22 protein-coding genes and 1 pseudogene are annotated in these 24672 nt (G+C 34.5%); 6 read left to right on the forward strand and 17 right to left on the reverse strand.

Translation table 11 applies throughout. From position 1 onward, the window contains the following. The 12 genes and pseudogenes from OOK82_RS01760 to OOK82_RS01815 form a co-directional block, all read right to left on the reverse strand. Positions 1-936 (reverse strand): phage late control D family protein, encoded by a 936-nt coding sequence (locus OOK82_RS01760; protein ID WP_264704343.1) that lies wholly within the window; start codon positions 934-936, stop codon positions 1-3. After that, positions 937-1146, reverse strand: coding sequence for a tail protein X (locus OOK82_RS01765; RefSeq protein WP_264704344.1), 210 nt, complete (start codon positions 1144-1146; stop codon positions 937-939). After that, positions 1143-1499, reverse strand: coding sequence for a phage tail protein (locus OOK82_RS01770; RefSeq protein ID WP_213863735.1), 357 nt, complete (start codon positions 1497-1499; stop codon positions 1143-1145). The genes OOK82_RS01765 and OOK82_RS01770 overlap by 4 nt, the downstream gene beginning before the upstream one ends. Then, positions 1499-3778 (reverse strand): phage tail tape measure protein, encoded by a 2280-nt coding sequence (locus OOK82_RS01775; RefSeq protein WP_264704345.1) that lies wholly within the window; start codon positions 3776-3778, stop codon positions 1499-1501. Before OOK82_RS01775 ends, OOK82_RS01770 begins: the two co-directional genes overlap by 1 nt. 115 nt (positions 3779-3893) lie before the next feature. Continuing rightward, a complete protein-coding gene (locus OOK82_RS01780; protein WP_262986551.1) occupies positions 3894-4148 on the reverse strand; it encodes a phage tail assembly protein in 255 nt (84 codons plus the stop codon). A gap of 82 nt (positions 4149-4230) precedes the next feature. Next, positions 4231-4737 (reverse strand): phage major tail tube protein, encoded by a 507-nt coding sequence (locus OOK82_RS01785; protein WP_264704346.1) that lies wholly within the window; start codon positions 4735-4737, stop codon positions 4231-4233. Between the two features lie 15 nt (positions 4738-4752). After that, positions 4753-5933 (reverse strand): annotated as a pseudogene (locus OOK82_RS01790) (phage tail sheath subtilisin-like domain-containing protein). A 317-nt stretch (positions 5934-6250) separates the two neighbouring features. Continuing rightward, positions 6251-7717 (reverse strand): hypothetical protein, encoded by a 1467-nt coding sequence (locus OOK82_RS01795; RefSeq protein WP_264704347.1) that lies wholly within the window; start codon positions 7715-7717, stop codon positions 6251-6253. Beyond that, entirely contained in the window at positions 7714-7908 is a 195-nt protein-coding gene (locus tag OOK82_RS01800; protein ID WP_114517444.1) for a hypothetical protein, read from the reverse strand. The genes OOK82_RS01795 and OOK82_RS01800 overlap by 4 nt, the downstream gene beginning before the upstream one ends. Next, positions 7908-9137: a hypothetical protein gene (locus OOK82_RS01805; RefSeq protein WP_264704348.1), complete on the reverse strand. Its 1230-nt coding sequence runs from the start codon at positions 9135-9137 to the stop codon at positions 7908-7910. The genes OOK82_RS01800 and OOK82_RS01805 overlap by 1 nt, the downstream gene beginning before the upstream one ends. After that, positions 9109-11043 (reverse strand): DUF4815 domain-containing protein, encoded by a 1935-nt coding sequence (locus OOK82_RS01810; RefSeq protein ID WP_264374867.1) that lies wholly within the window; start codon positions 11041-11043, stop codon positions 9109-9111. Before OOK82_RS01810 ends, OOK82_RS01805 begins: the two co-directional genes overlap by 29 nt. A gap of 16 nt (positions 11044-11059) precedes the next feature. Beyond that, the gene (locus OOK82_RS01815; protein ID WP_264704349.1) at positions 11060-11743 is read right to left on the reverse strand and encodes a hypothetical protein; all 684 of its coding nucleotides are present in this window, start codon (positions 11741-11743) and stop codon (positions 11060-11062) included. Between the two features lie 146 nt (positions 11744-11889). Between OOK82_RS01815 and OOK82_RS01820 the strand changes: the two genes are divergently transcribed. Together OOK82_RS01820 and OOK82_RS01825 are read left to right on the forward strand one after the other, a co-directional pair. Continuing rightward, entirely contained in the window at positions 11890-13125 is a 1236-nt protein-coding gene (locus OOK82_RS01820; RefSeq protein WP_264704350.1) for a hypothetical protein, read from the forward strand. Next, entirely contained in the window at positions 13085-14155 is a 1071-nt protein-coding gene (locus tag OOK82_RS01825) for a hypothetical protein (RefSeq protein WP_264704351.1), read from the forward strand. The genes OOK82_RS01820 and OOK82_RS01825 overlap by 41 nt, the downstream gene beginning before the upstream one ends. A 191-nt stretch (positions 14156-14346) precedes the next feature. Here the strand turns inward: OOK82_RS01825 and OOK82_RS01830 are convergent, their stop codons facing one another. From OOK82_RS01830 to OOK82_RS01850, 5 genes are all read right to left on the reverse strand, one after another. Further along, positions 14347-14496: a hypothetical protein gene (locus tag OOK82_RS01830; protein WP_264704352.1), complete on the reverse strand. Its 150-nt coding sequence runs from the start codon at positions 14494-14496 to the stop codon at positions 14347-14349. A gap of 103 nt (positions 14497-14599) precedes the next feature. Then, positions 14600-15100: a hypothetical protein gene (locus tag OOK82_RS01835; RefSeq protein ID WP_264375670.1), complete on the reverse strand. Its 501-nt coding sequence runs from the start codon at positions 15098-15100 to the stop codon at positions 14600-14602. A gap of 33 nt (positions 15101-15133) precedes the next feature. After that, positions 15134-15940 carry a helicase RepA family protein gene (locus OOK82_RS01840; RefSeq protein ID WP_264704353.1) on the reverse strand — a complete coding sequence of 269 codons (807 nt, stop codon included), beginning with the start codon at positions 15938-15940 and terminating at the stop codon, positions 15134-15136. Between the two features lie 23 nt (positions 15941-15963). Continuing rightward, positions 15964-16773, reverse strand: coding sequence for an ATP-binding protein (locus OOK82_RS01845; RefSeq protein WP_264375667.1), 810 nt, complete (start codon positions 16771-16773; stop codon positions 15964-15966). Positions 16774-16825: 52 nt separating this feature from the next. Next, complete coding sequence (locus OOK82_RS01850) at positions 16826-17320, reverse strand: RNA polymerase sigma factor (RefSeq protein WP_264375668.1); 495 nt, start codon at positions 17318-17320, stop codon at positions 16826-16828. A gap of 230 nt (positions 17321-17550) precedes the next feature. On the opposite strand from OOK82_RS01850, the gene OOK82_RS01855 reads away from it, so the two are divergent. The 4 genes from OOK82_RS01855 to OOK82_RS01870 all read left to right on the forward strand — a co-directional run bounded on the left by OOK82_RS01855 (position 17551) and on the right by OOK82_RS01870 (position 24639). Next, positions 17551-19620, forward strand: coding sequence for an AAA family ATPase (locus OOK82_RS01855; protein WP_264704354.1), 2070 nt, complete (start codon positions 17551-17553; stop codon positions 19618-19620). Positions 19621-20506: 886 nt separating this feature from the next. Further along, positions 20507-21925: an AAA family ATPase gene (locus tag OOK82_RS01860; RefSeq protein WP_264704355.1), complete on the forward strand. Its 1419-nt coding sequence runs from the start codon at positions 20507-20509 to the stop codon at positions 21923-21925. Positions 21926-22863: 938 nt separating this feature from the next. After that, positions 22864-23313, forward strand: coding sequence for a crossover junction endodeoxyribonuclease RuvC (locus OOK82_RS01865; RefSeq protein WP_026097221.1), 450 nt, complete (start codon positions 22864-22866; stop codon positions 23311-23313). Between the two features lie 114 nt (positions 23314-23427). Beyond that, entirely contained in the window at positions 23428-24639 is a 1212-nt protein-coding gene (locus OOK82_RS01870; protein ID WP_264704356.1) for a DNA modification methylase, read from the forward strand. Positions 24640-24672: the final 33 nt, after the last annotated feature.

Here is a 24672-nt window from a genome sequence, read left to right on the forward strand (position 1 = left end):
TCACTTACTCAAAGACGCTGACAACATAGTAAGGTAACCCGAGCTATTTAGAGTATGCTCCGCTCTATTAACTATCCATTCACCATCTACTGCTTGATTAAAACCTATAAGATTAAGTTTAGCTTCTGCGAATAACTCTGGATTACCAGGCATAGTTATATCTAAAGTTTCATTATTACGCTTCAATTGTTTCAATTTGGCATTTGCTGCACTCAGCGCTGACTCTGCATTAGAGTAAAGTTCCAGCATAATATAACTTGGCTCGCTACTACCAACTGTTTCTTTAATAGTTTCGCCCTTTTCATAGCTGTGCCATTTTGCTACTACTGAATTGTATTTATCACGTACGGTAAAATGCACTTTCCAATTAATTGTGTCTTGAGGTCTAATAGTCGTTGTTCCTAAAGCTTTTCCTGTGGCTGATTTTGCCATGTTTTTTGAAATAAATAATATATACCCACCAGCTAATTTTGCCATTGCTTCACGCTCTGTTGAGATCTTTGTTAACAGACTTATATCACTTTCATCTACCTGATTAATATGGGGTATCAATACATTCTTAAATTCTTCAGCAACTTTATATCCATACCCATGTTTTTGAGCTATTTCTTTCACTAAGTTTTCTATGGTAATTTGATGCCATTCTTTTGATACCTTTGCTTTTAAAGATATTCTTAAATTTGTTGCATGAGCTTTTATTAGTAGAGTTTTAGGTGGGCCTTGTATAGTAACTTCGTTGACTGTATATATACCCATTGGAAAGATTCCCGTTTCCTTATAACCTAGTACTATGTTCAATTCATTTGGAACTTCTACATTTTCATTGCCATAATCAACGCATACCTCTGCGACATCATCTATAGTACCAGATTCATCAGTGAGATGCACCGATATTACAGGATCTTTTATTCCTTCAATGCTAAATTCAGGTTTCATTTACTCCCACACTTTTAACTTCGATTTTTTTAATTGCTCTTGTATTATAGGTAACTTAATTTTTAATCCTGCAGGCAAAAAACTTCCATACTCCGCAAGTCCAGGATTTTCCTTCAATACTATTTCTACTGCTCCAGAGCTATGTCCATAGTGTTTAAAGCATATGTAATCCAACATTTCATTTTCTCGTGCTATATAATGTACTGTCATACATAACTCCTTAAACTTAAGCTAAATTCAACCTTTTTTGGTAATCCACAGGGAAAATACGACATTTGCTTTTCTTCTAACCGCACAATAACAAATCTTCCCAAAACATTTCCTAAACTATCTACTAAGATACTTGGTTCCTGATTTTTCTCAGCTTCTTTCATACTTTTTAATTGATTTAAATCATTGAGATTATGGAAATAAATTATTCCTTCTAAGTCTATATTTTCTGTACCTTGGCCAATATTTTGTAATGAAGGTATTTTACCAATAGACTCAATTGTACTCCAACGATTTTCTTTACTATACCTTACACTTGTTGGAGAAAACTTATGTTGACCAAGTGATAGCATTAGTAAATTGGTTCTATTGAATCAAATAGAACGTCTCGCGATTTTTCTCTTATTCTTTTTATTACTGCATCAGCAAGACTACGTACATCTTGGTTAGGTTCTGCTTTTATACTTATATTAAATGTAAAAGTTTGATTGAAAATTTTTTGTTCACACTTTTCACAGTCTTTTAAAACTTTCTCTGAATTATCTCCTGCAGAACTTTTTTCTGTAATCACACTTTCAATATTCGTTCTACTATTCGAAATTCCACTAAAAGCATTATTATTTAATAAAGGATTTCCTTTACTAAAAACATTTCTATTTTCACTAGTTGCACTGCCTATTTTTGCTTCTACTGGTTTCTTTAATGCTTTTATTGGACTATCATTAAACAATTTTTCTACACTAATCCAATTTTCTATAGGTTTTGTCACTGATTTCCAGATACTTGAGAAAAAGTTCTTTACCTTTTGCCAATTAGCGATTACAAGCGCTGCACCAATTGATAGTCCAGCAATAGCAGCTCCTATAGGATTGGTTAGCGTTAAAGCTTTCAGTCCCATGATCACTGCTGGAATTACTCGAGCTGATAACGAAGTTAATACTGGCAAAAGTGTTCCCTGCAAAATAGCCTTAAAAGTTAATATTCCACCTCCAGCCAATGCAAATGCATAACCAAAACCTACCACTGCAATCTTACCAATAATAAGAGCTGAAATTATGCTCATAACTCCTGTAGTCAAAATTGGACACTTCTCTGCAAACCAAGCTATGAGGTTAGTTATCTCTCTTAGAATATTACTTATCCACTTTAAAGGAGGTAGCATTACTGAGCCCAGGTTCATTCCTAACTCTGCTATCGCATTCTTCAATAATCGCAAGTTATTTGCTGTAGTTGCTGCACGATTATTAAACTCTTCTTGCATGGACTTTTTAAATTTTTTCTCGTCAGCTAAATGATTTATGGCATCTTTATAATTCTTTAAGCTTCCAACTAGTAGTGCAATATCATCCTGATATTCTTGACCGAAGAGGTTGAGAAGAATTTGCGAACGTTCTTGTTTATCTGTTTTCTCTAAAGTTTTAAAAAAGTATAGTAATGCTTCTTGACCATTTTGAGCAATTTTTTGTGACATCTCTTCTGCAGTTATGCCTATGGATTCCAATGCTGCTTTAAATTCTTTGCCTTGCCCTTCAGCAGTTTGGAGCTTAGAAAGTAAAGCATTTATGGCAGTTCCTGCTTTTGCTGGTTGTTTACCTAAACTAACGAAGGCATTTACTAAACTACTTGTTTCCTTGATGTCAAGACCAAATTGTTTTGCAGTACCACCAACTATTGCTAGAGTTTCAACCATATCTTTTGCTTTGGCAGCAGTATTATCTGATAAGTGATTGATTACATTACCAACGTGTTCCATTTTGCTAACATCAATTCCATAAACGTTAGAAAGTTTAGCTATAGAATCACCAGCTTGTTCAGCGGACATATCGAATGCCGTGGCCATTTTAGCTACTGTTGTGGTAAATCCAAGTAGCTTATCTTTGTCGATACCAAGCTGGCCACCACTTGCAGCAATTTGAGCTAACTCAGCAGCCGACAGTGGTATCGTATGGGACAGTTCCTTCAATGTCTGACCAAATTCTGCGGCTCCTTGATTGTGAGCTGCCTCATCTTCAGCAAATCTCACTACTTTTTTAACATCAGCCATAGCACTTTCAAAGTCAATCGCAACTTTAATTGGTGCTGTAAGTGAAAGTCCTAGTCCTATAGTTTCCATTACTTGTGACCTATAATAAGCTTTTTTTGCCAGAGCATTTTGCTGTTTTTGTATTACAGATCCTAATTTACTGTATTTCCCTTTAAGTACTTCAATAGATGAACCAAGTTTAGTTTGATCCCTCACTAAAGATTTAATATCCTTTCCACTTTTCCTTATTTCTTCATTTAATGTGTGAAGTGTATCTCTCTTTTTGATATAAGCCTCTTTTGCCTTTGATGCCGATGCTTTCAATTTTTCGAATTCATTTCTCAGTGCTTTGCTTGGTTCTTTTTTTTCCTTCTTCTCTTTAGCAATTACTGCAGCTGATTCTTTTGCTTTCTTCTCCGCTTCCTTCCAATTCTTCATGGCTTCAAGGGCATCATGATTTAGTTGCTTAAATTTGGAAACAGATTTCATTGACGAATCAAGCTGCTTTATACTATCACCCAACTTAGAAAGCTTTGCTGTACTACCTGTCATTGCACTATTAAAACTGCCATCTAACGTTGCACCGATCTTTATTGAAAGCATTGACATTTTTTTGTTACTCCTTCACTTACTTCTAACCACTTTAGAAACTCTTTTATACTCATATTAATAATTTGCTCAATTCCACTTCCTGTTGTTGAGCTAAGTTTTAAAATATTGAATCTTAACTCCTCTGTTCCAGCGGCGACAAAAAATCTTTTAGTACCTTTTGTATTTCTACATAATCTTTAATACATAAATCTTCAACTACTTCTTTTGGCACAGATGCTAGATTAGCAATTAAAGCTACCTCTTTCAAAGCTTCGCCTTCTATGCGTTCTATAGTAAGTAAATCTCTTACTTTAGGTTCACGCATCGATAACTCTGAGACAGAAATACCATCAACTGTTATTGGGTTGTTTAGTGTTATAGTTTGCATAAAATTCTCCTATAAAAAATAAAATCTTGTAAAATGTTGTAACTATTTGATCAACATCTAAAAAATAGAATTCTAAAAATCTTCATATTCCAAGCACCGTTTGAAGTAGTGCCATCTGATCAACACCATTTATCTTTCTAATCATATTTTCAGCATCGATTTCTATTAACTCATTACCACCTATAGTAAGTTTATAGTAATGAGCAGCTACAGTGCATTTGAGAGTGGCTTTTTCAGCAGGTTTCCAGCTACCAAAGTCAAATTCTTTGAATATTCCCCTGAGATTGATTACTACAGCTTCAATATCGTTACTACCACTCCCTTGCATTCCACCACGGAGCGTCAAAGCTACTGAATTTCCATCTATCAAACCAAAAAGTCTAAAAAGTTCTGAATCATATTCTGCAAAAGTAAAATCTGCTTCAAGCTTTTCCATGCCCATGTCAATATTTATTGGAATATCCATACCACCAGCTCTATATTCTTCAGTTTTTATGGTAAGCTTCGGTAAGGTTATTTCATCTATTTTTCCTGCATAACCCCGACCATCTACGAATACATTAAAATTTTTTAAAATCTTCGGTAACATCTCTTTCTCCCATTTTTATAATATTGTACCACTCACAAGATGTGACCTGAAAGTAATCTGTTCTGCCGGATATGGTGGTGTAAACTCGAAGTCAAAATACACTTTCCCGCTTGCAATGTTTGCCGGTGTATTGAGCTCTGGAGTTGCGTAACATTTTCCACTGATAATCGCTCCTTGCGCTTTTAAATTGGCCAAATAAGAATTCACCCCCTCAATTACATCATCTATGTAAGTTTTGGTGATATTTCGATCAACTGCCCATAAATGAGCTCGAAGTAAACTATCATTAATCAAATCTGCAGTACGCCTCACTGATAAAAAAGCCCATTTTGAGTCATCTGAACATGTTCTATTGCCCCAAAGCCTGTAGCCATTTTGATGAATTATCGTGTTACTTCATTTTCATTTAAATGGTTTGCTCTACAATTTGTATTACCGAGCGTAAAATCAATAGGCCTGCTTGTTCCAACAATACCGTTTATTTCTTTATTTGAAGGTGAGTGCCAGAATCCTTGTTCGCTATCTACTTTCGCTATTAAACCAGCTACAAATGGGCTTGCTGGCAAGATTTCTTCTTTTCCTTCAATAAATAACTTAATCCATGGATCAACGACGTAAACTCTTGAGCTGCCGATGCTCTTTCGCCATTTTATTGCTTCTTCATCATTAGTATTTGGTCCATCTGCTACTATTATGCTTCTCAGCTTTTCTGCTATAGGAATTAATGCTGCAACCACTGGATTTTTGCCATCTTCTGGTAGTTGGTGAGTAAATTGAGGTGCAATTAATATTCTTGGAGCAACATGAACTATGCTTTCACTACTGAGGAATGCCTCTATCCCTTGATACTCTCCAGTCTCTTTATCAACACCGCCAATTATATTTTGGATAGTTTCACTTTCTTTGAGCTTTGAATCGCTGTTTTCACTTTCTTTAACTCGAATAACTACTACTGTTGCACCAATTTGGGACAATATTCCATTTATTGCAGAAGGTAAACTGCCACTCTTTCCAAGCTTTGCTGCTTCTTTTAAGCTTCCTGCAATTAACACTGGTTTATTTAGCGGAAATTTTTGCTCATCGGCTTCAGGTGCAGTACCAATTACACCTATCACTGATGATTTAGCTGTATGCACTGATCTTGTCCCTGAGGTAACCTCAATAACATTTACCCCATGTAAAAATTGTTCTGTCATAGCTATTATAAACTTTCTAAAGAATTCTTCACTTGCTTTTTAAAATTGTTAAGAAAACTCTTTGATTTTCTTTTGATTACTACTTTTTAAGATTTAGTATATTTATTAAAATAAAGACAAAAACTAGAAAATATAGAAAACTACGCATTTTGTAATAAGTCTTCTTGAATATTCTTTTCACTTCGTTTAATACTCTTTTGTTAAATAGTAACTTTTTTTACCAATAAAAATTCTTTGGTGCCTATGGCTTGTTTTTAAGCTCTAATATCTTACGTAGTGAAAGATACAAGTATTTTGGTTTCAACTTATATATTTTTTTAATGCCAAAGTTTATATGTTGCATCTAACCCTGGACATTGCCAAGCTCTTAGCGTCCTCTCTACGTCCACCTCAAGCCCTGTAGTTAAAAAATTGCTGCGAAAATTGTATATTCCCCACTGGATAAATTGACCATAGATTGTGCTATACGTATGCTCACTTGCAAAGAACTCAGGTGTCTCACCAACTCTTTCACCTTCTGAGTGAAGATTAGATGACGTATAAAGTAACACTGTAACAGTTTTTCCTGCTGGAATGATTATGTTACCTGATCCAATAAATTCAGAACTGCTAATTTCATGCTGGTAAATACGTGTCCAAGTAATTCTCGAAATCTCTGACTTCCTTGTATTAGTTTTATCAGGTGTACCTATAAATAATCCTGCTCCTCCATAATTAACTTCATCTTTATACCACATTGCAGATCCAACAAAGTTTATAGTTTTACTTATATCTACATTGCTTGTGTTTTTTACGAATATTACTCCCAATGCAGCATAAGGGTATTTCAGCATATTGAATTGCTCAGAAAATCCATCATACATGAATCTTGGGTATGATTCTCCATAGATAAATGTACCTTTGCTTCCCTCTAAAAAGCACAATTGTCTTGGCCGATAAAAACTAACATAGCTTGTATCATATGTGTGAGTACCTGCTAGTAGTTGTAGCATATAGTCTGTTTTTGTTATATCACTACTCCACTGACCAAGCTCAGTTGTAAAAGTTCCGTGACCAAAGTAATTATTTTTTCTACTTAGTACACCAAATAAAAAAGGTAATGCTCCAGGTTCAATCATGTGACGATTTCTTACTTCTTTCATGATTGATGAGCCGCTTGGTACATCATTTATAGAGTTAAGCTTAGTTGTTAGTTGATTTTCTCTGCTCCTTATCTCCCTCATAATCGATGAACCGCTTGGCACATCATTAACAGTACGGAAGTTATTCACTAAACCTTTTAGACCATCTTTATGATCATTGCCAACACTGTTTATTGCTGCAATATTGGCATTCTTTCTCGTATCAAGTAGTGATAAATTTGTTGTTCCTTTTTCATCAATTCTCTTTAATAACTGCTTCTCTGATTCAGAGATCACTGCTAAAGAACTAGCTTTTTTATTATCCAGATCAGTTAAGTGTTTTTTTGCACTATCAAGAAGTTCTTTTAACTTACCATCTGTCATCTGTACAATTTCAGAAACTGAACTTTTGCCGATTATTGATTCCAGTGCTTTAGCAAGATATGCTAATTGATCTGGTGTACTATTTGCCGCTAAATCCTTAAGTCTTTTTTGTAGTGCGTCAATTATTTCTTTTATTTTAGCCATTTGCACAATATTAGAAATAGCTTTTTTATCTGCTATCAATTCCAGCGATTTTGCAAGATATGCCAGTTGATCAGGTGTGCTACTTGCTGCTAAATCCTTTATCCTTTGATGTAACGCTTCTATTGCTTCTTTCATTCCCAAAAATTCAAAAAAGTTTCAAATCTAAATCGTTTAAAATTATTTTTTAGTTGATTATGCTCATCTTCTCTTTCGGTAATATCTTCATCTATTTTTTCTATAGCTCTTCGAATACGTACCACATCTTGAACTGCAATATTTTCTGGATGAGGCAGTGGATATCCTCGTTTGGTTTGGTCAACAGTCATTATGTGACAATCACTCTGAGATTTTTTACCTTAGGGCGATAAACAACTGTTCCACTTAAAACTAATTTTACCCTAGTCTCATTGCCATTAAAGTTTGTCAGCACATGAGTTCTCTCTACCCAATTTTCTCCAATTGGTTTTCCTGATGTTAAATTTACTAATTGCCATCCTTTGACGCTTTGTTCCACATATGCTTTAACATCTGCAGTGCCAGGTATTAGCGCATCATATGTTATGGTAATCTTAGTGTTAGCTCCTGCTGTAATGCTCCTAGTTACATAATCTCCTTTTTCCCCTATATTACCCATAACTAGCTGTAACCCAGGATAAAGAACTGGACTTTTTTCTTGACCTCCTTTTAGGCTTGCTTTTACCGTTAATTCCCCATTTATTCTTTCACGCAGTGCAAGCGGCAAATTATCAGACAAAAAGTTTTCTCTTCCCTCTTCATCCGTTAAGATAAATTCTACATTGGTATCAAATGCTACTTTTTCGACGTTCGTCAAAACAATTAAATCTGATACATTATTTACAGTAACTTTGCCCAGATCAACAACATGAGAAACTTCACTAAATTTTGCAGCTAGTAGTCGAAACGTTAAATCTAAATTTTGATGTGGAGTCCAGGTACTTGCATTGCTTGATGAAAGTAATACTCCTACTTGATATGGTTGACTCGTTACCCAGCGGCTATTTACTGCATCATATTTGCCAAGTTCTGCTATTTTTACTGCAGTACCAGGATCATCAGTAAGTAATACTATTGCATACTCCTCTCCTGCATGGCAAAACACTGGTGACCACTCTATACGTGTTGCTGTGCCATCTATCTTTATATCTTTTGGCTCAATATAACTTTCAGCAATGACAGTCTGCGAGGGCATTCCCACTGCTGTTTCTCTAATCTGCACAGCAACACGTTTTTTGCCGTTATTTACAAACCATAACTCTAGACCTCCTATGTGTCTGCTCTCATTTAAAGTAAATGTTTGTGCTAAAGGATCAACTCTTCTTGCTGCGATAACTCTTCTTCTTTCTTCTATAGTAATAGTTTTTTTACCAGTATAAGTTGCCTCTCCATAGCTTCCTTTATCCCCATAAAACTGTACTAATTTAGTACCTGCTGGAATGTTTGCTGGTACTTTCACCTTTCCCTTTAATTTTCCCTGGTTGTTAGCTCTTTTTTCCACTTTTTTTCCTCTATGCCATAGGTATAATAGAAATGCCATCAAATTTTATTTCCTTAAGCTTTTCATCTGGCTCAAAACCTTCAATTTCAAAATTCTGTACTGCTTCTCTCATAAATTCAGTTTCGTATGAAGTACTTGACAGCAGCTCTGTCGTTTCTTTAGCATTAAATACTCTGGTTACTGGACTTTTCCAATTTGTTTTTACCTCCGTCCAGTGATCAATGTTTTTATTTAGAGTAATTTGTGCCGGAACTGGATCAAAAGCTTGATATGGATTGATCTTTTCTCCTTTAGTCTGTAAAAGCTGCTCCAGTACCGGTTCAAGTTCATATGGCAAAAGATATCTTTCCCCACCTTTTTCAATATCTGCAACTTCTACATCTATTGGCAGAACTAGCTCTCTATTTACTATTGCTGCAAACTGCGAAATTCCTTGATCACGCATATCATCATCAAAGAATGGGTCAACAAATACTCCTTTTTTGGTGGTAGGTTCTCTTGAATTTGCATCACTGCGTAAACGTTCCTGTGCAACCAACGCATAAAGATCATTTATTCCTTTTTTCATTGCTTCAAGCTCATTCATCGGTACAGCATGAATAGCATTATTCACTATTTTTACCCCTTCTTTTTCTCCGTTTTTCCATGTCTGATGAATGTAGCAGAGCAAAAGTTGTCCGCTAGGTGCTTTAGGCATTGATGGTCGCCAAGGGTGAGCTATACCTTTTATTCTCCTTACTGCTCCTTTGCTATCGATAGTAATTAAATCAAAGCGGGGCATTTTCCAGGTGTAATCAATCAGAACCAAGCTGTTATCAACTGCTCCTTTTACTTTGCATCCCTCTTCACTTATATCTTCAGGGCTTACATGAGTACGACAGCGGTAAGTTATTTGATAACTACTTCCAGGAGCTGGCTCTTTACCTGGTAATGACCAATCAACGTTTCCTGCATTTAACTTATAGTCTATACTATTTTCATAAATAACATTGCCTTGTTTAATTTGAATAATCTCAAGTACCGCAGAGTCAGGTATTGGATCAACAGCTCCTGAGTATGAACCGTGAGTAATGGTAATGGTTTTTTGAACGGTTATATCTACTTTTTTGATTTCACTTATTGGAAAATCATTAACCTTCAGTTCCATTACTCTTTGGCTATTTGGCTGAAAAGTATGTGGTTCTGATTCAACTGATTTTATATCCGGATCTTCATCAAAAGAAACACGAATACTGTGAGGAAGTTCAATCTCATAGCCATCAACATGAGCTTTGCCCTCATTAATCACAAATATTTTTTTTCCTCCTTCTCCCTCTTCCTTTTGCAGGAACATTACTTCAAGACCATTTACGACGTAGGAACCATTTGCCTCTTTGTCATAACGAGCAAGAGCAGTAGTTACTATGTTTGCTTGTGGAGGTGGTGAATGTTCTATTAATACTCCATTTTCAATGTTATAGATTGGATAAAACTCTCCTTCAGAAAAACGTGGAGAAAGACCTTCTGCTTGATAACCCCAAGTGATAGTAGCTCTAAGCCTTGCAGCTCCTACTTCCTGATAGTTTCTTGTACCAATAGCAGGATCACGAAGGTTTTCATCCTCAAGTTCTGTAATCGTAGATTCTACATAATAAACACCTATGCGAACTGTGGTACTCAGTGGAATAACAAATTCTTCTTTTTCAACTTTTCTAACTGCACCGCGCAGATAGATTTTTCCTGATTCAAGCGTAACTTTACCAGTTTCTCTATCTATAATACAATTGCTTCCCGTTATCACATCACCATCACGAAATATTGCATCTCCTATGCCTTTAAGCTTAGAAAGAGCATACTCCTGAGTCTCATTTAATTCTGCAGACTGTAGACCTCTTCCAGCAAGAAATAAGCTTTTCTCATATTCTTTGTCAGGATTAAAGCGGTTATAATAGGCGTTTAAAGTCATTTAATGCTAGAAAAATTCAAAAAGTTACAACAAATGAAAAAGTTTCCCTGGTTGCTGCAGTTCTGATAAGTGGTACGGTGTGTTCTAAAACTAACAAAATTCCAGGATTTTCCACGTCTTTTGGTTCAAAATATCTCTGTCCTTCAGGTAATCCTTCTTTTATTTTAGTACCAACCATAACCCCTAATTCCCGTATAACTTGATTTGCAGCATCGTTGAAATCGAAGTTAAATTTAAGATATAAGTTATTAGTTGGTACATTAGAAGGGTTAAACCTCCCTGTTGGAGTCAAAAGCTCTCCATTCTCATCACCTGTGCAAAAGAGAACTTCATCTGCAGTACGTCTACCAAGCTCATTGAGCAGTTTTTCAGAAGTTATCAGCTCTGGTGGTGTGCTTTCAGTATACTCTATAGTAACTGCACTATTTGCCGTGATAGAGCTATTTTCCGTACGTTTTATTACACCACTACTGCTATCAACTATATAGTCAATACTGGATTTATACACTGTTTGTCCTGTAAAAACCCTTACGTCTTTAATAGTGTGGTGATCTAGAGCTATTTCACCCTCAATAAAAACTTTTTCGACCTGATGGCTACTTTCCCAGCTCGTATCACCTGTTCCCCAAGCAAGGTGGATAGACTGCTCTTTTATACTTGCTGCTATTGCTGCTCTTCCTGATTGTGTGAGTATTGACATTTTAAAGTTTGACCCCTGTATATATATTCACCAAAATTACAAAAACTGTTCAGTTTTTTTAGGAAAATTCTTCTTTTATTTCATAATAAATTTTTGTTGACTAATCTTTAATCTATTTTAGACATAATATATTTACTTTTAGATATATGATAGCTAGTGAGGAATTTTGGGAAAATAATTTAGAAATGCCAGTATCCTTTTTGCTTAAGGACTTTCAAAATCCAAGTTTACGTGAAAGTTGGCTTAATTCTCTTTCTGCTAGACAATTAAGTGTGATTTTTAACCACTATTTTCAGAATAAGCAAAATAGGCAATTATTTAAAGACTACGAAAAATCCGATGATATTTCAACTCAGCAAAAGCGTAAGATGCTTATTAAAATTTCTGAATCTCTGTTTGATTATTACTTAGTCAATCGTTTTAGTCGTGCAAAATCAGAAACAACTATAGCTGAAGTAGCACAGTCTGTATTAAGCCAAGATCTTCTGAAATCATTTCTGTTGCAAAATAACAAATATGACAAAAAGTCCTTGTTGTTTACTCTCTTTATAATTAATCATAACTTACTGAAACAAATTTTCTGCTTTAATCAAGTGCAGAAAAAAGGTTTTTTACCTTTCGTATTAAAAAATCCTCCAAGACAAAAGTCCACTTCATTTAAGGATTTTTTATCAAAAAGTACGATACAGGAAATATTAAAACAGCATGATCTATTCGAAAATGATAGTTTTGAAAGTCAGTTTCAAGAACTCTTTTACTACCAAAATAGTATTTACTTATTTATACGACGTGCTAGTAAAGATGAAGATTTGGTAATGAGTTCAAATAAGGTAATACACGGTTATAAACCTAGTAGAATTATTATTGACTTTGCTTTAAATGCTAACCAAGTAAATCTATCTATTCAAAGTTTTGATCAAGGATTAAAAATAGCAAATAGAATAGCAAGCTGTTATTTTCAACGAGAATGTTCATTTACTAACATGCGCCACCAAAATACAACAGCACAAGTGAGTACTTTTTTGAATGACTGTGTAAAACAACATGTACCTGATATTCGCCTATTTGAATTGAAATTTGGTCCATCTAAATCTAAAACTAATCTTACGTTAAACACGGATAATATTGAAGAGTGGTTGCAGAAGATAGAGCCTTCGGTTGGTAGTGTACTGCATGATGTTTCGCTTGTTCAGCATATCAAAGTATTGTTCAAAAGTAAAAAAGTTACTTTATCCTTTCAGACAGACACGCAATACGCAAATTATATAGAAATTGATTACTCAGAATATGTTCTCAATAGAAAAGAACGAGATGATTTTAAGTCTTTAATTAGAGATAGCTATGGAATTACCGTTTTGTCGAAAACACTCTCAAGATATTGATACTATGTTAGTAAATAGGTCCTGGGTAGATCCTGATGAGAACTATATAGATGCTGCAGAGTATCTCAACCAGATTGATTTTGTTAAACTTGAGAAGCATTACTTCGTTATTTGCGCTAATGATTTAGATCTTGATTTTCCAAATATACAAAATCCTTATTGCAAAAACGAGGTTATCATTTCTCATGATTTTGATGAAGAGTGTGATGATCTAGCTTGCGAGGATTGTGGTCGTGATATTTTTCCTAATACTTATAAAAAACAGCGTTATCTTGTGCTTTCAATTAAACTTAATACGGAAAAAATTATAAATTGGTTTGAAAAATTATTGACAGGGCTCATATGGGAAAAGGCAGCAAATGGGATATATCATATAAGCTTTAAAAGTAAAATAGTAAGCATTATCATACCAACTTTATGTACTGATAAGTCATATTTAACTGTAGATAGGTTAAGAACTAATGTTGCCGTTCTTATAACTTTTGGAAAGGAAGACTTAAAAATATTGTTAAGCCTATACACTGTTTCCATGGCTGATTTAATTTGTAAACATCAAACTCTAAATCAAATACTAAGCGAAGCAGTTGAAAAAGGAGTACCAGAGCTATTACCTAATGTTTCTTTTCAAGCATTCCCTTATGTTCCACTGCAAGAAACAACTCTTCCAGAAAAAAAGATACTGCGATTAAAAGTTGAAGATAATACTATTTATGTTAATGACATTGAAATTATAGGCAAACAAGCAATTTCGAGCATCCGCATCTTTAGAGTATTACTTAAACAATTTTTGCGTGACTTGGAAGCAGTTAAAGAATATAAATTTCTTAGTATCATTCAAATAGCAGATAGTTTAGGTATTGAAGACCCAGAACAGCAAGTACGCAGACCTCTTAACAGAATGCAAAAAACAATAGCAGAAAAGCTAGCTAGCACCTTGGGACTAAATATAAAACGCGATGATGTGATACAAGCGTGTAACTGGTCAGGCTATCGGCTTAATCCATCTACCATTAACTTAAGTGCTAACTAGCCCTATTGCTAAAAACAGTCTAATGGTAACATAACTTTAACGCGTCTGTTATTTCTTGTTTTTCACGAAATTTTATATAACCTTCAGTAACTAAGGCATTAATATATCTAAGAATAGAATGATGACTCTTAAGACCATTCAAAAAAATAGCAAAATTGGGTTTTAGTAAAAAAGCGTCCCTTCCTCATTAATTAACTGTAAAACAGTATCATATTCTCTCTTCCAGCGTATGGTTCCTTTATGTTTAGTAATTTAACAAAGTTTATGTCACTCATAATTGAACTCAAAAATTCAGCTATATCACCGTTTTTATCTTTAGAAACCTGTTGTTCAGCATTCATATCACTAATACCAGGCGATAAATAAGACAGACATTCTTTAAATCAATAGTGTTTTTTGGGATTTATTCATCTATAAAAATTGTTTCAAATAAACACAGCAGCTTTAGAAAGGTATCCAATCACGCTCAGTATTTTGATGTTGCTCTTGAGTAATAACCGTAGCAATCTTGTTTTTCTCTCCATATCGATCAGCCTCAATACCAACTTTTGCAGTAAACTCTAACCCATTAAAATCAGCTATAGAGTTGACTTTTCTAGCAATAACTGCTTTTTCTGAAGTGTCATTTGAATGAATGTTCCGTGCTGACTCTAAAATACTTCTAAGCATAGAACGACCCATTTCTCCCCAAGTATCTTCTCCTTCAACGCTTGCTTTGCCACTTTTAATACCAATTACTTGATAAATCTTACGTTTTGTATATGGACCTTCAGTGACCGTAAATTCAGCGTTTAAATAGATGCTACCAGTAGTGTAGCTTTTAGTGAACCAATTTTCATAACCTCCTGGTTTAATTGCCATTTTTACCTTGACTATTGTACCTTTTGGTATTAAATTACTTTGTAATTTTGCAGTATTAAAATCAGTTAAAAAATCTGATAACATATTGTCTCCTATAAATTAAGTGAAAAAAAGGAATCAACTCCATTGGTCTGCAAGCTTCCAACGACTATCTATCTTATCAACAAGCTTACTTGCTACACGTTCACCATTACGAAGCTCAAATACTATTTGACGGACAGTGCTTTCCTCATCATGAGCAAACATCACCATGCCAGTGCTATAAAATCCACGTAAAGATCCAGCACCGCTTAGGCCTTGAAATGGATCTTCTTCCAGCATCTTTTTGGACAGTTTTTTTGTGTGGTGAGTGAGTATTATGCCCGAATCTGGATTGATAACATTTCTCAGTCTTTCAAGCGTTTTTTGCAAAAAGAATAGCATAGCGCTATTGTCATTTTCATTGCCATATTCACTTGAGTTGAAGATGTTGCGAAGAGGATCGATTGCAATAATATCAGGTTTAAAACGCTCTTTAATAACATTTTTAATTTCATCTATTTCTTCACTGGTGAAAGATAATTGTACTCTTGGTGTAATGATTAAGTTATTGGCAGCTATATTCAAAAGTTCGTTATCCAGTTGAAGTTGTTGCAAACGTTCTTTCATATATTCATATTCAATTTCAGTTTGCAGATAGAAAATTTTCATAGGTTTGCTTGGAGTCATACCCAAAAATGAAACTCCAGCAGCCATGTGGACAAGCCATGAAATTAGAAAATCGCTTTTGCCAATTTTAGGTGGGCCACCTAGTACCAATAGACCTCTTTTTGTTAAAATCCTTGGTGAGATTATATCTTCTGGTATCGGTGCTTTGTCGTTTAAATACTCTTTTACGCTGAAAAAGGGAATTTTTTGACCGATATTGAAAAAGCTTTGTTCCATAATAACTATTCTCCAATTTTTAATTAAGCAATAGGCGCAAAAGTTTTGGCTTTAATTTTCGCAAGTAATTTACCAAGATGCGGTTCTTCAACCATATTCAGGCATCCACTTCGATCTTTAGCAGGGTATCCCCAAGTATTAATAGTCTGACAGACAAATGAACGTTTTTCTGTGCCATCATCTTTCTTGATTCCAACCATGCTGATTACCTCATCAACTATCCCTGGAATCTCACTAGCAGTTTTAGCCCCTTCACATTGAGGTAGCCAAATTGAACGATTACAGTCATCGAGATATTGACCTAGTGTGCCAACTATGATGATGTCTTTATCTCTGATATGTTGAAACTGATTGAGCCAAGCCATCATCTCTTGAGCAAGTAACCCATAAGCAGCTCTTTTGTCTTCTTTTCCCGATCTATCAGAAAAACACTCAGGTTGCATCCTTGCCCATAAAAGACATAAACGTGAAGCAACGGTTATACTATCTACAAAGATGCATTGGTATTTAGAAACTTCAGAAAGAAGATCTTTATACTTGCCAGATACATGTTCATAGTGTTTTTGACTATACGCTTGATCAGATTTCAGCGCAGGATTAGGACCACCAATTAGGCAAGCAATGTCTCTGGCCTCATTCCAAGTGCGAATCTCAGTTGAATCTCCTTTCCAGTCTTGTACAGCTAGAAGTCCTGCTTCAAAATCAAGACAGAGTGTTGTTGATTCATCGATGGTTTTGAGCAGACTGGTCTTGCCAATTCCATAAGGTCCGAAGATTACTACCTTCACACCTGTGACCATTTTTGCTCTTTCTTCACTATTTACTATTTTCATATTTTTACCTGTATGGACTTATATATAAATTCACCAAATTTCAAAAAACTGTTCACTTTTTTTTGTATTTTTTTTCATAAAGAGATGCAAATTTAGATCGCATTTTCTTGAGAATGTTGTACAAAGTAGTCCGTGATATATTGTTCATATCTGCAACTTCAGCAATGCTGTGGTGTTTTAGTTGTTCACATAAAACCTGCCACTTCTTTGGTAACTTTGAAATAATTTGCTCAACATCAATACGTAGTATCGATTCATCTTCAAAACAGTAACTTTCCTGTTGCACATTATTTTCAAGTTTAGGAGTAGTACGTGAGTGTTTACGGACTAGATTATTAATACGATTTTTAACAACTTGCTTAGCAAAAGTTGAAAGACTGCCCTTAGTCTTATCATACTGATCTATGCATGAAAGAAACTCACAGAAGAGGTCCTGTTCTATGTCTTCAATATCTTGATCAGTAAGCGACTTATAATGTTTTGCGTAAAATTTTATTAAATTAACAACTTTAGGATCAATACCTGAATAAGAGTTTCGAGATTTCATAAGATGTATCCTTAAATGAAAGACTTAAGGATGAAACTTTCTTAGTAAATATTGTAGGACATGAAAAAAATACCTCAGACAATCGTGAGTTTTTTACCCTCTGAAAACCTGGAATCTTTTTTCAAACCTCAGACACTCAAAACTTTGATCAGACAATGCACTTACGAACTGAACAGTTTTTGTAAATCCGGTGAATATATAGAACAAGACTCCGAATTTAAAGGTTAATTATGAGTGTTTCATACAATGTTCCAGAGATTAAAGCACAACTATTGTTGAATTTAAGATCATGCCTTTCTTACCTTTTCCCCAATGGTACCTTCCATGGTGATGAATTTCGAATAGGTGATGTGCATGGTAACAAAGGACAAAGTTTAAGAGTAGAACTAAGTGGCAGTAGAGCAGGATTATGGAATGATTTTGCAACTGGAGAAGGTGGTGACATTATCGACCTTTGGGCAGCTGTGCATAGAAAGAATGCAAGGACAGAGTTTCCTGAGGTAATGGCTTCAATAAGTGAATGGCTCGGAAATAATAAAAAATACAGAGAATATGTTGATGAAGACTTCGAGAAATTTATTACCCAAAGTTGGAATTATTATGATGAAAATGGTCAGGTGATTGTAAAAGTTTACCGTTCTGACCCTCCCGGAAAGAAAAAAGTATACAAGCCTTTTGATGTTAAGCGAGGCAGATATGGTTCACCAGGAATAAGGCCAATCTACAACATTCCAGGAATCTTAAAGTCTGATAAAATTGTTCTGGTGGAAGGGGAAAAATGTGCAGAAGTGCTGATAGAGAAAGGAATAACTGCAACAACAGCGATGTCTGGAGCAAATGCACCTATTGAGAAAACTGATTGGACTCCGCTAAAAGGTAAACACATTATTATATGGCCAGACAATGATGAAGCAGGTAATAAATACGCAAAAAATGCTGAAGAAAAGCTTTTAGAAATCGGAGTTGAATCACTTGTTGTTCTGAATATTCCACAAAATAAAACAAAAGGTTGGGATGCTGCTGATTGTGTAGAGGAAGGAATAAATGTTAAAGAATTTTTAGCTTCAACTGCACTTACTACTAATACTCTAAGTACAAAAAGTTTGATTTCATTTTCTGCAAGGCAATACTTTAACGATAAATCACCGATGCCAGAAGATATAGTTGCTCCTCGAATTTTAACTCCAAGTGGACTTTTAGTGTTTGCTGGAGCACCTAAAGTAGGAAAAAGTGACTTTTTAATTTCTTGGCTAATTTACATGGCAGCAGGAGTTCAATTTCTTGATATGGTACCTAAAAGGCCTTTAAGAATCTTTTATCTTCAAACTGAAATTGGCTACCACTATATGCGTGAACGTCTACAGCAACTAAAAATCAATGAAGAACTGCTTGAGATTGCTTTGGATAACTTAGTCATTACACCTCAAACAAAGCTACTCTTAAATGATAATAGTATAGATGAAGTTCTTGATGAAATAAAAAAATCATTTGATTCAAATACAGTTGATATTATAGCTATTGATCCACTACGTAACGTTTTTGATGCTGGCGAGAACAGTAGTGAAAATGATAACAATGCTATGCTATTTTTCCTGCAAGAAAGAGTTGAAAAATTGAGAGCGTTAGTTAATCCGAATGCAGGAGTCATTTTAGTACATCACACGAAGAAGATGCAAAAGAAATCATTAGAAGAAGATCCTTTTCAGAGTTTCAGTGGTGCTGGTTCGTTAAGAAGCTTTTATACTACAGGAATGATAATGTTTAAGCCAGATGAACGGCAAAGTAGTCGTCAACTGATGTTTGAATTACGTAATGGTCATGCTATTCCATCAAAATGTGTTGATAAAATCGATAACTGCTGGCAAATACTTGATTATGAGTCACAGAGACTGATACATAAAGATTATGGACAAAAATTAGATGCAGAGCGTTCTCGTAGATATGATATTATACTGCAATTAATTTACGACGAGGCGAGAAATAGAGGGAAAGTATATACAATCAATACATTCTGTGAGGTATTTGAAAATAAAGCAGGTCTTGGTAGTAAAAACTCCATTCGTGAACGCATTGATGTTCTTGCTGCAAAAGGTTACATTAAGTTTAACAGGAATGATAAAAATGCTGAAAGAAGTAAGTATGGGATACTTTGTGTTGAAGATATGGAAAAGAAAGTTACAAACCAACTAAATAAGGATATTACAGTATATGAGAAGATTTTACCAACCGATTATAAATCGCCAGAATATGGCAGTATTATGCCAGTTGAAGATTCAAACATTTGGCTTTACTATAATTAGATCTCTTCTATATCATTTACAGTAATAAGGTTACTTACGAAGTATATTGATTATTTCAGACTCCAGAACTCTTCAGTCTTGGCAGAATCTGGTGCAGTTTATGAGATCTGGTACTTTCTGGTAGTAAAAAAATGCTAGATTTTCAATGGTTTAATGGTTGACAGATTTCTGAGCTGTAATCTGGTTTAGGTGGCAAAAAGCTTAGGAGTATTGAGGAGTTTTGACCAGTCTCCAGTTTCCAAAATTTCCTATTATTATATAATAATAATATAGTAGTATGACTTTAAAACATACTACTCTGTTCGGTTACTAACCAGTCTACAATAATAAGCTATGGATACGTATAAAGCTCTCTTTCAAAATTATCTGATAAAAGAAATGAAAGACAATGCTCAGAAAAAACAAATGAACCGTAATTGGATTTTAAAGCGATTCTACAACCTCAGGGTACAATTATACCACCAAGACCTAAGTTACTCACGTAGGGTAGCTTAAAACTCGATTATGAGGCATTTCTAAATTATTTCTTGCTTTAAAGTTTTACTTGTTATAAAAAAACCCTTATTGTACCCTATCACGCTTTTTATTCGTTGTAAAACATTTTTTTCAAAAAAGTGAAAAGTTTTTGTAATTTAGGTGAAACAAGAGCTGGTTTTGGAGGTCTTATTGAGATATAACGACTTTTATCTAAAATTCTTAAGTTGAGTCTTTAGGTAATCTCTATAAATAATTTGTAAATGAAGCTAAAGGAAAAAAGTTGCTGCCATAAACATAAGCTACAAAACCCTCTCAATAGTTCAAGATGGAGACAAAGATCTAAATTTATTTATTTACGTCTCCAATTTTATCTAGTATAACGGAGACAAAGATTTATATTTCGTATTTTATGTCTCCATCATTTATTGGTAGGCAAACTGAGTTAAAACAACTACTGGAGCTTACAGAAAAAAATACTGCATCTTTTGTAGTAGTCAAAGGAAGGCGTCGTATAGGAAAAAGTCGTTTAATTCAAGAGTTTGGTAAGTATTTTGAACAATATTACTCCTTTATAGGTTTGCCACCAGAAAAGCATACTACAATGTCCTACCAACTTAATGAATTTTCTAGACAAGTTGCTAGACAATTTAATACATCTTTTGCTAGGTATGATGACTGGAGCGATTTACTATGGGCAGTTGGTGAACGTCTACTATCAGGAAAAACATTAGTGCTGTTTGATGAAATTTCTTGGATGGGCTCAAAAGATCCAACCTTTTTAGGAAAAATAAAAAATTTTTGGGATACGCAGCTAAAAAATAATAACAAGCTAATTTTTGTTGTTTGTGGATCAGCTTCATCCTGGATCGAGAAAAATATACTTAGTAGTACTGGTTTCGTAGGGAGAATATCGTTGACTTTAACACTCGGAGAATTATCACTTTCTGATTGCAACGAATTTTGGCCAAAAAATATTTCAGCATATGAAAAATTTAAGGTGCTTGCAGTAACTGGCGGAATTCCAAAGTATTTAGAGGAGGTAAATTTTAAACATAGCGCTGAAGAAAATATTAAAAGGCTTTGTTTTACAAAAGGTGGGTTTTTAGTTGAAGAATTTAATCAAATATTCTCAGATTTATTCATGCGAAAAACGGCTTTTTATAAGCAAATAGTCAGAGCTCTTTCTACTGGAGCTAAAGAACAAGAAGAAATTTGTGCTACTTTAAATATCGTAAGACATGGACGCATTTCTGAGTATCTACATGAGCTTGAGCTTGCTGGTTTTATTGCAAAAGATCATACTTGGAGTATAAAAACTGGTACTGATTCACGACTCAGGAGATACAGACTTCAAGATAATTATTTAAGGTTTTATCTAAAATATATCGAAAAAGATCTAGGGAAAATTAGTCGTGACACCTATTCTATAGGGTTCTTACCAGAGTGGTATACAATTATTGGGCTTCAATTTGAAAATTTGGTGCTGAACAATAGAAAGAGTATACATAATATCTTAGGAATTGATGGAATAATAAGCGAAAATCCATTTTTTCAGAAAAGAACGCGTAATAGCGCAGGCTGTCAAATTGATTATATGATTCAAACAAAGTTTAATACTCTCTACATTTGCGAAATCAAATTTTCAAAAGATAAAATTGGTCATTCAATAATACAAGAGGTACAAAAGAAAATAGATGCACTAAATCGTCCAAAAGGCTTTTCATGTCGTCCAGTCCTTATCCACGTCAATGATGTAAGTGATGATGTTATAGATAGTGATTACTTTTCAAACATAATTGATTTTGGAAAATTATTAAATTGTAAGTAATATTTTTCCTGACTTAAACAATGGTAGTTTCTACAGTTATTCTTAAATTCATAGAGTTTGCTAACATTAGTATCTTTAGCTTTACAAAAAGGGGATGGAGCCAAAACAATCTCTCTACTGCAACATAATTCTTTAAACCATTTAAAGGGCTATTATAGCGTTATTGATGATCTAGATAGGGGGATCAAAAGCTCGTGTAGTCTCCTCTCAACTCAAATAGTAAGGTGTCTAGGAGGTCGGACTTACGTTTAGTGGGTTCTTAAAGTTTAGGCTCTCTTTAATTCTTTTGGTAATTTAAAATTATTTTAACTTTTTTTCAAAAAATCCCGGAAAAAGTAGTAAGAAATCCGGTATATATTTAGTATAGGGGCATTGAGTGTAGATGTGCTTCAAACAGAAAAGTTGGAAAACAGAAAGCAAAAGAAATCTAGGCTTTTACGTAATTGAGAATTTATATTTTTTTAAATAAGGCAAAAACTGTGTTTTAAAGCTAGATATGGCTTTAGGGAAAAAACTATCACTGCTCACCAAAGAACGTCTATAATAGCCTTTAAACTCAAATAAAAGCTATCCTTAGTAATTCTACTGTTATAAAACAAACCTGCAGACAAGTTTAACAAGGTTTTTATCCTTTGCAAAAAAAAGTGAACAGTTTTCGTAATTTTGGTGAATATATATAACAAGAAAACAACTTTCTGCAGTAGCACATAATTCTCGTTGTTGGACTACAAAAACCTATGAATTGCTAGTGTATTTTGCAGGAACCAAACGATATTTTGGAATCAGTGCTACTTATAGTCAATGTTTTAGTGGTTTTATGATAAAAGCAATAGATTTTTCAACTTTAAAGAACTCATTTTCATATAAAGAATTTATACCACAAAAGACTTTATTTGTCTGCAAGCTATAGATAAGTCCTTTTAATTTTAGAAAGTAGTATGTCAATCCTAACACTGGACCTCGGCAAACAAACAGGCTGGGCAATTCTAACAGATGGAGTAATTGAAAGTGGAAGCAAAAGTTTTCATGGTAGTCGTTTCAGTGGAGGTGGCATGGTATTTCTAAATTTTCGTAAGTGGTTGAATGAAATGAAAGAAAAATTTCCAAGTATTGAAACAGTTTATTTTGAGGAAGTGAGAAGACACCTTGGAACTGATGCAGCGCATTGTTATGGTGGTTTTCTTGCAGTTCTCTCTGCTTGGTGTGAAGAGAATCATATTCCCTATCAGAGTGTTCCTGTTAAGACTATAAAACGCTTTATAACAGGCAAAGGCAATGCAAGTAAGAGTGAAGTTATTGAAGCGATACGTGAAAAAGGTTTTTCACCTAGAGATGATAATCAAGCAGATGCTTTAGCTTTGATGTTCTATGTTATGGAAAGATATTAATAAGCTCATAAAAAGTGGGTCCTTTCGGCCATAATGGCGGGTTTGGTGGTGCTGACCCCAGGCCTTTTCTAGTGTCAGAGATATTTTGAATATTAACTTTTTAATTATTAAGATATGAATTTAGCAATCCACTACTATCCTGTTGAAAACCTCGTCGAATATAAGCGTAATCCTCGTAAAAATGATGACGTAGTAAACAGAATGTGTGCTTCAATCAGGGAATTCGGCTTTCGTATACCAATAGTTGCAAAAAGCGATGGCACTGTGGTTGATGGTCATTTAAGACTTAAAGCAGCAAGAAAACTTGGTATGGAGAGTATTCCAGTGGTTTTAAGTGATAATCTAAATGAACCACAAACCAAAGCTTTTCGATTACTGGCAAATCAATCAGCTAATTGGGCAAAGTGGGATGATGAGCTTTTAAAAGTGGAAATTCAAGAATTAGAAAATCTGCAGTTTGATCTTAAAATGACAGGATTTGAATTGGAAAAAGTTCAAAACTTTCTTGATGATTTAGATAGAGAAGAAGAAGATTTTTCTGACTTGGTTGGTGATGAAAAAAGGGTAGAAATAACAAAACCAGGTGATTTATGGATTTTAGGTGATCATCGAATCTATTGTGGTGATAGCTCTGTAGTTGAATCATATAAAGCGCTTTTAGATGATAAAATGGCAGACATTACGGTTTGTGATCCTCCGTATAACGTTGATTATGGTAATAGTCAAGATAAAAAGATATTAAATGATAATCAAGGTGAAAAGTACGAACTTTTTCTCTACGATATCTGTTCCCATATTTTAGCATATACGAAAGGTGCAATTTACATTTGCATATCATCATCAGAGTTTTCAACGTTGCAAAAAGCATTTGAAGAGGCAGGAGGAAAATGGTCAACATTTATCATTTGGGCAAAGAATCACTTTACGCTAGGCAGATCAGATTATCAAAGACAATACGAAGCAATGCTCTATGGATGGAAAAGCGGCAATAAACGTGAGTGGCATGGAGGAAGAAATCAAAGTGATCTGTGGTTTTATGATAAGCCAACGCACAATACACTACATCCAACGATGAAGCCAGTAGAATTAATGGAAAGAGCAATAGTTAATAGCAGTAGACCAGGAGATATAGTACTTGATCCATTTAGTGGTTCTGGTAGCACATTGATTGCATGTGAGAGAACAGGAAGAATTTGCAGAACAATAGAGCTAGATTCAAAGTTTGTAGATGTAACGATAAAACGTTGGCAAGTATACACGGGAAGAGATGCCATTTTAGCCGGTACTGGTAAAACCTTTTCAGAGACTCAAGAAGAAAATTCGTAAAAAATAGGCAAAAAAGAGAGAAGAAAAAAAAAA

This window comes from Wolbachia endosymbiont (group B) of Apotomis betuletana (assembly GCF_947250475.1).
GTDB lineage: Bacteria > Pseudomonadota > Alphaproteobacteria > Rickettsiales > Anaplasmataceae > Wolbachia.

What these genes read in the sequence shown, in the direction of transcription:
- OOK82_RS01760 (WP_264704343.1), bottom strand. Translation starts at nt 936, where the DNA reads ATGAAACCTGAATTTAGCATTGAAGGAATAAAAGATCCTGTAATATCG.
- OOK82_RS01765 (WP_264704344.1), bottom strand. Translation starts at nt 1,146, where the DNA reads ATGACAGTACATTATATAGCACGAGAAAATGAAATGTTGGATTACATA.
- OOK82_RS01770 (WP_213863735.1), bottom strand. Translation starts at nt 1,499, where the DNA reads ATGCTATCACTTGGTCAACATAAGTTTTCTCCAACAAGTGTAAGGTAT.
- OOK82_RS01775 (WP_264704345.1), bottom strand. Translation starts at nt 3,778, where the DNA reads ATGTCAATGCTTTCAATAAAGATCGGTGCAACGTTAGATGGCAGTTTT.
- OOK82_RS01780 (WP_262986551.1), bottom strand. Translation starts at nt 4,148, where the DNA reads ATGCAAACTATAACACTAAACAACCCAATAACAGTTGATGGTATTTCT.
- OOK82_RS01785 (WP_264704346.1), bottom strand. Translation starts at nt 4,737, where the DNA reads ATGTTACCGAAGATTTTAAAAAATTTTAATGTATTCGTAGATGGTCGG.
- OOK82_RS01795 (WP_264704347.1), bottom strand. Translation starts at nt 7,717, where the DNA reads ATGAAAGAAGCAATAGAAGCGTTACATCAAAGGATAAAGGATTTAGCA.
- OOK82_RS01800 (WP_114517444.1), bottom strand. Translation starts at nt 7,908, where the DNA reads ATGACTGTTGACCAAACCAAACGAGGATATCCACTGCCTCATCCAGAA.
- OOK82_RS01805 (WP_264704348.1), bottom strand. Translation starts at nt 9,137, where the DNA reads ATGGCATTTCTATTATACCTATGGCATAGAGGAAAAAAAGTGGAAAAA.
- OOK82_RS01810 (WP_264374867.1), bottom strand. Translation starts at nt 11,043, where the DNA reads ATGACTTTAAACGCCTATTATAACCGCTTTAATCCTGACAAAGAATAT.
- OOK82_RS01815 (WP_264704349.1), bottom strand. Translation starts at nt 11,743, where the DNA reads ATGTCAATACTCACACAATCAGGAAGAGCAGCAATAGCAGCAAGTATA.
- OOK82_RS01820 (WP_264704350.1), top strand. Translation starts at nt 11,890, where the DNA reads ATGATAGCTAGTGAGGAATTTTGGGAAAATAATTTAGAAATGCCAGTA.
- OOK82_RS01825 (WP_264704351.1), top strand. Translation starts at nt 13,085, where the DNA reads ATGGAATTACCGTTTTGTCGAAAACACTCTCAAGATATTGATACTATG.
- OOK82_RS01830 (WP_264704352.1), bottom strand. Translation starts at nt 14,496, where the DNA reads ATGAATGCTGAACAACAGGTTTCTAAAGATAAAAACGGTGATATAGCT.
- OOK82_RS01835 (WP_264375670.1), bottom strand. Translation starts at nt 15,100, where the DNA reads ATGTTATCAGATTTTTTAACTGATTTTAATACTGCAAAATTACAAAGT.
- OOK82_RS01840 (WP_264704353.1), bottom strand. Translation starts at nt 15,940, where the DNA reads ATGGAACAAAGCTTTTTCAATATCGGTCAAAAAATTCCCTTTTTCAGC.
- OOK82_RS01845 (WP_264375667.1), bottom strand. Translation starts at nt 16,773, where the DNA reads ATGAAAATAGTAAATAGTGAAGAAAGAGCAAAAATGGTCACAGGTGTG.
- OOK82_RS01850 (WP_264375668.1), bottom strand. Translation starts at nt 17,320, where the DNA reads ATGAAATCTCGAAACTCTTATTCAGGTATTGATCCTAAAGTTGTTAAT.
- OOK82_RS01855 (WP_264704354.1), top strand. Translation starts at nt 17,551, where the DNA reads ATGAGTGTTTCATACAATGTTCCAGAGATTAAAGCACAACTATTGTTG.
- OOK82_RS01860 (WP_264704355.1), top strand. Translation starts at nt 20,507, where the DNA reads ATGTCTCCATCATTTATTGGTAGGCAAACTGAGTTAAAACAACTACTG.
- OOK82_RS01865 (WP_026097221.1), top strand. Translation starts at nt 22,864, where the DNA reads ATGTCAATCCTAACACTGGACCTCGGCAAACAAACAGGCTGGGCAATT.
- OOK82_RS01870 (WP_264704356.1), top strand. Translation starts at nt 23,428, where the DNA reads ATGAATTTAGCAATCCACTACTATCCTGTTGAAAACCTCGTCGAATAT.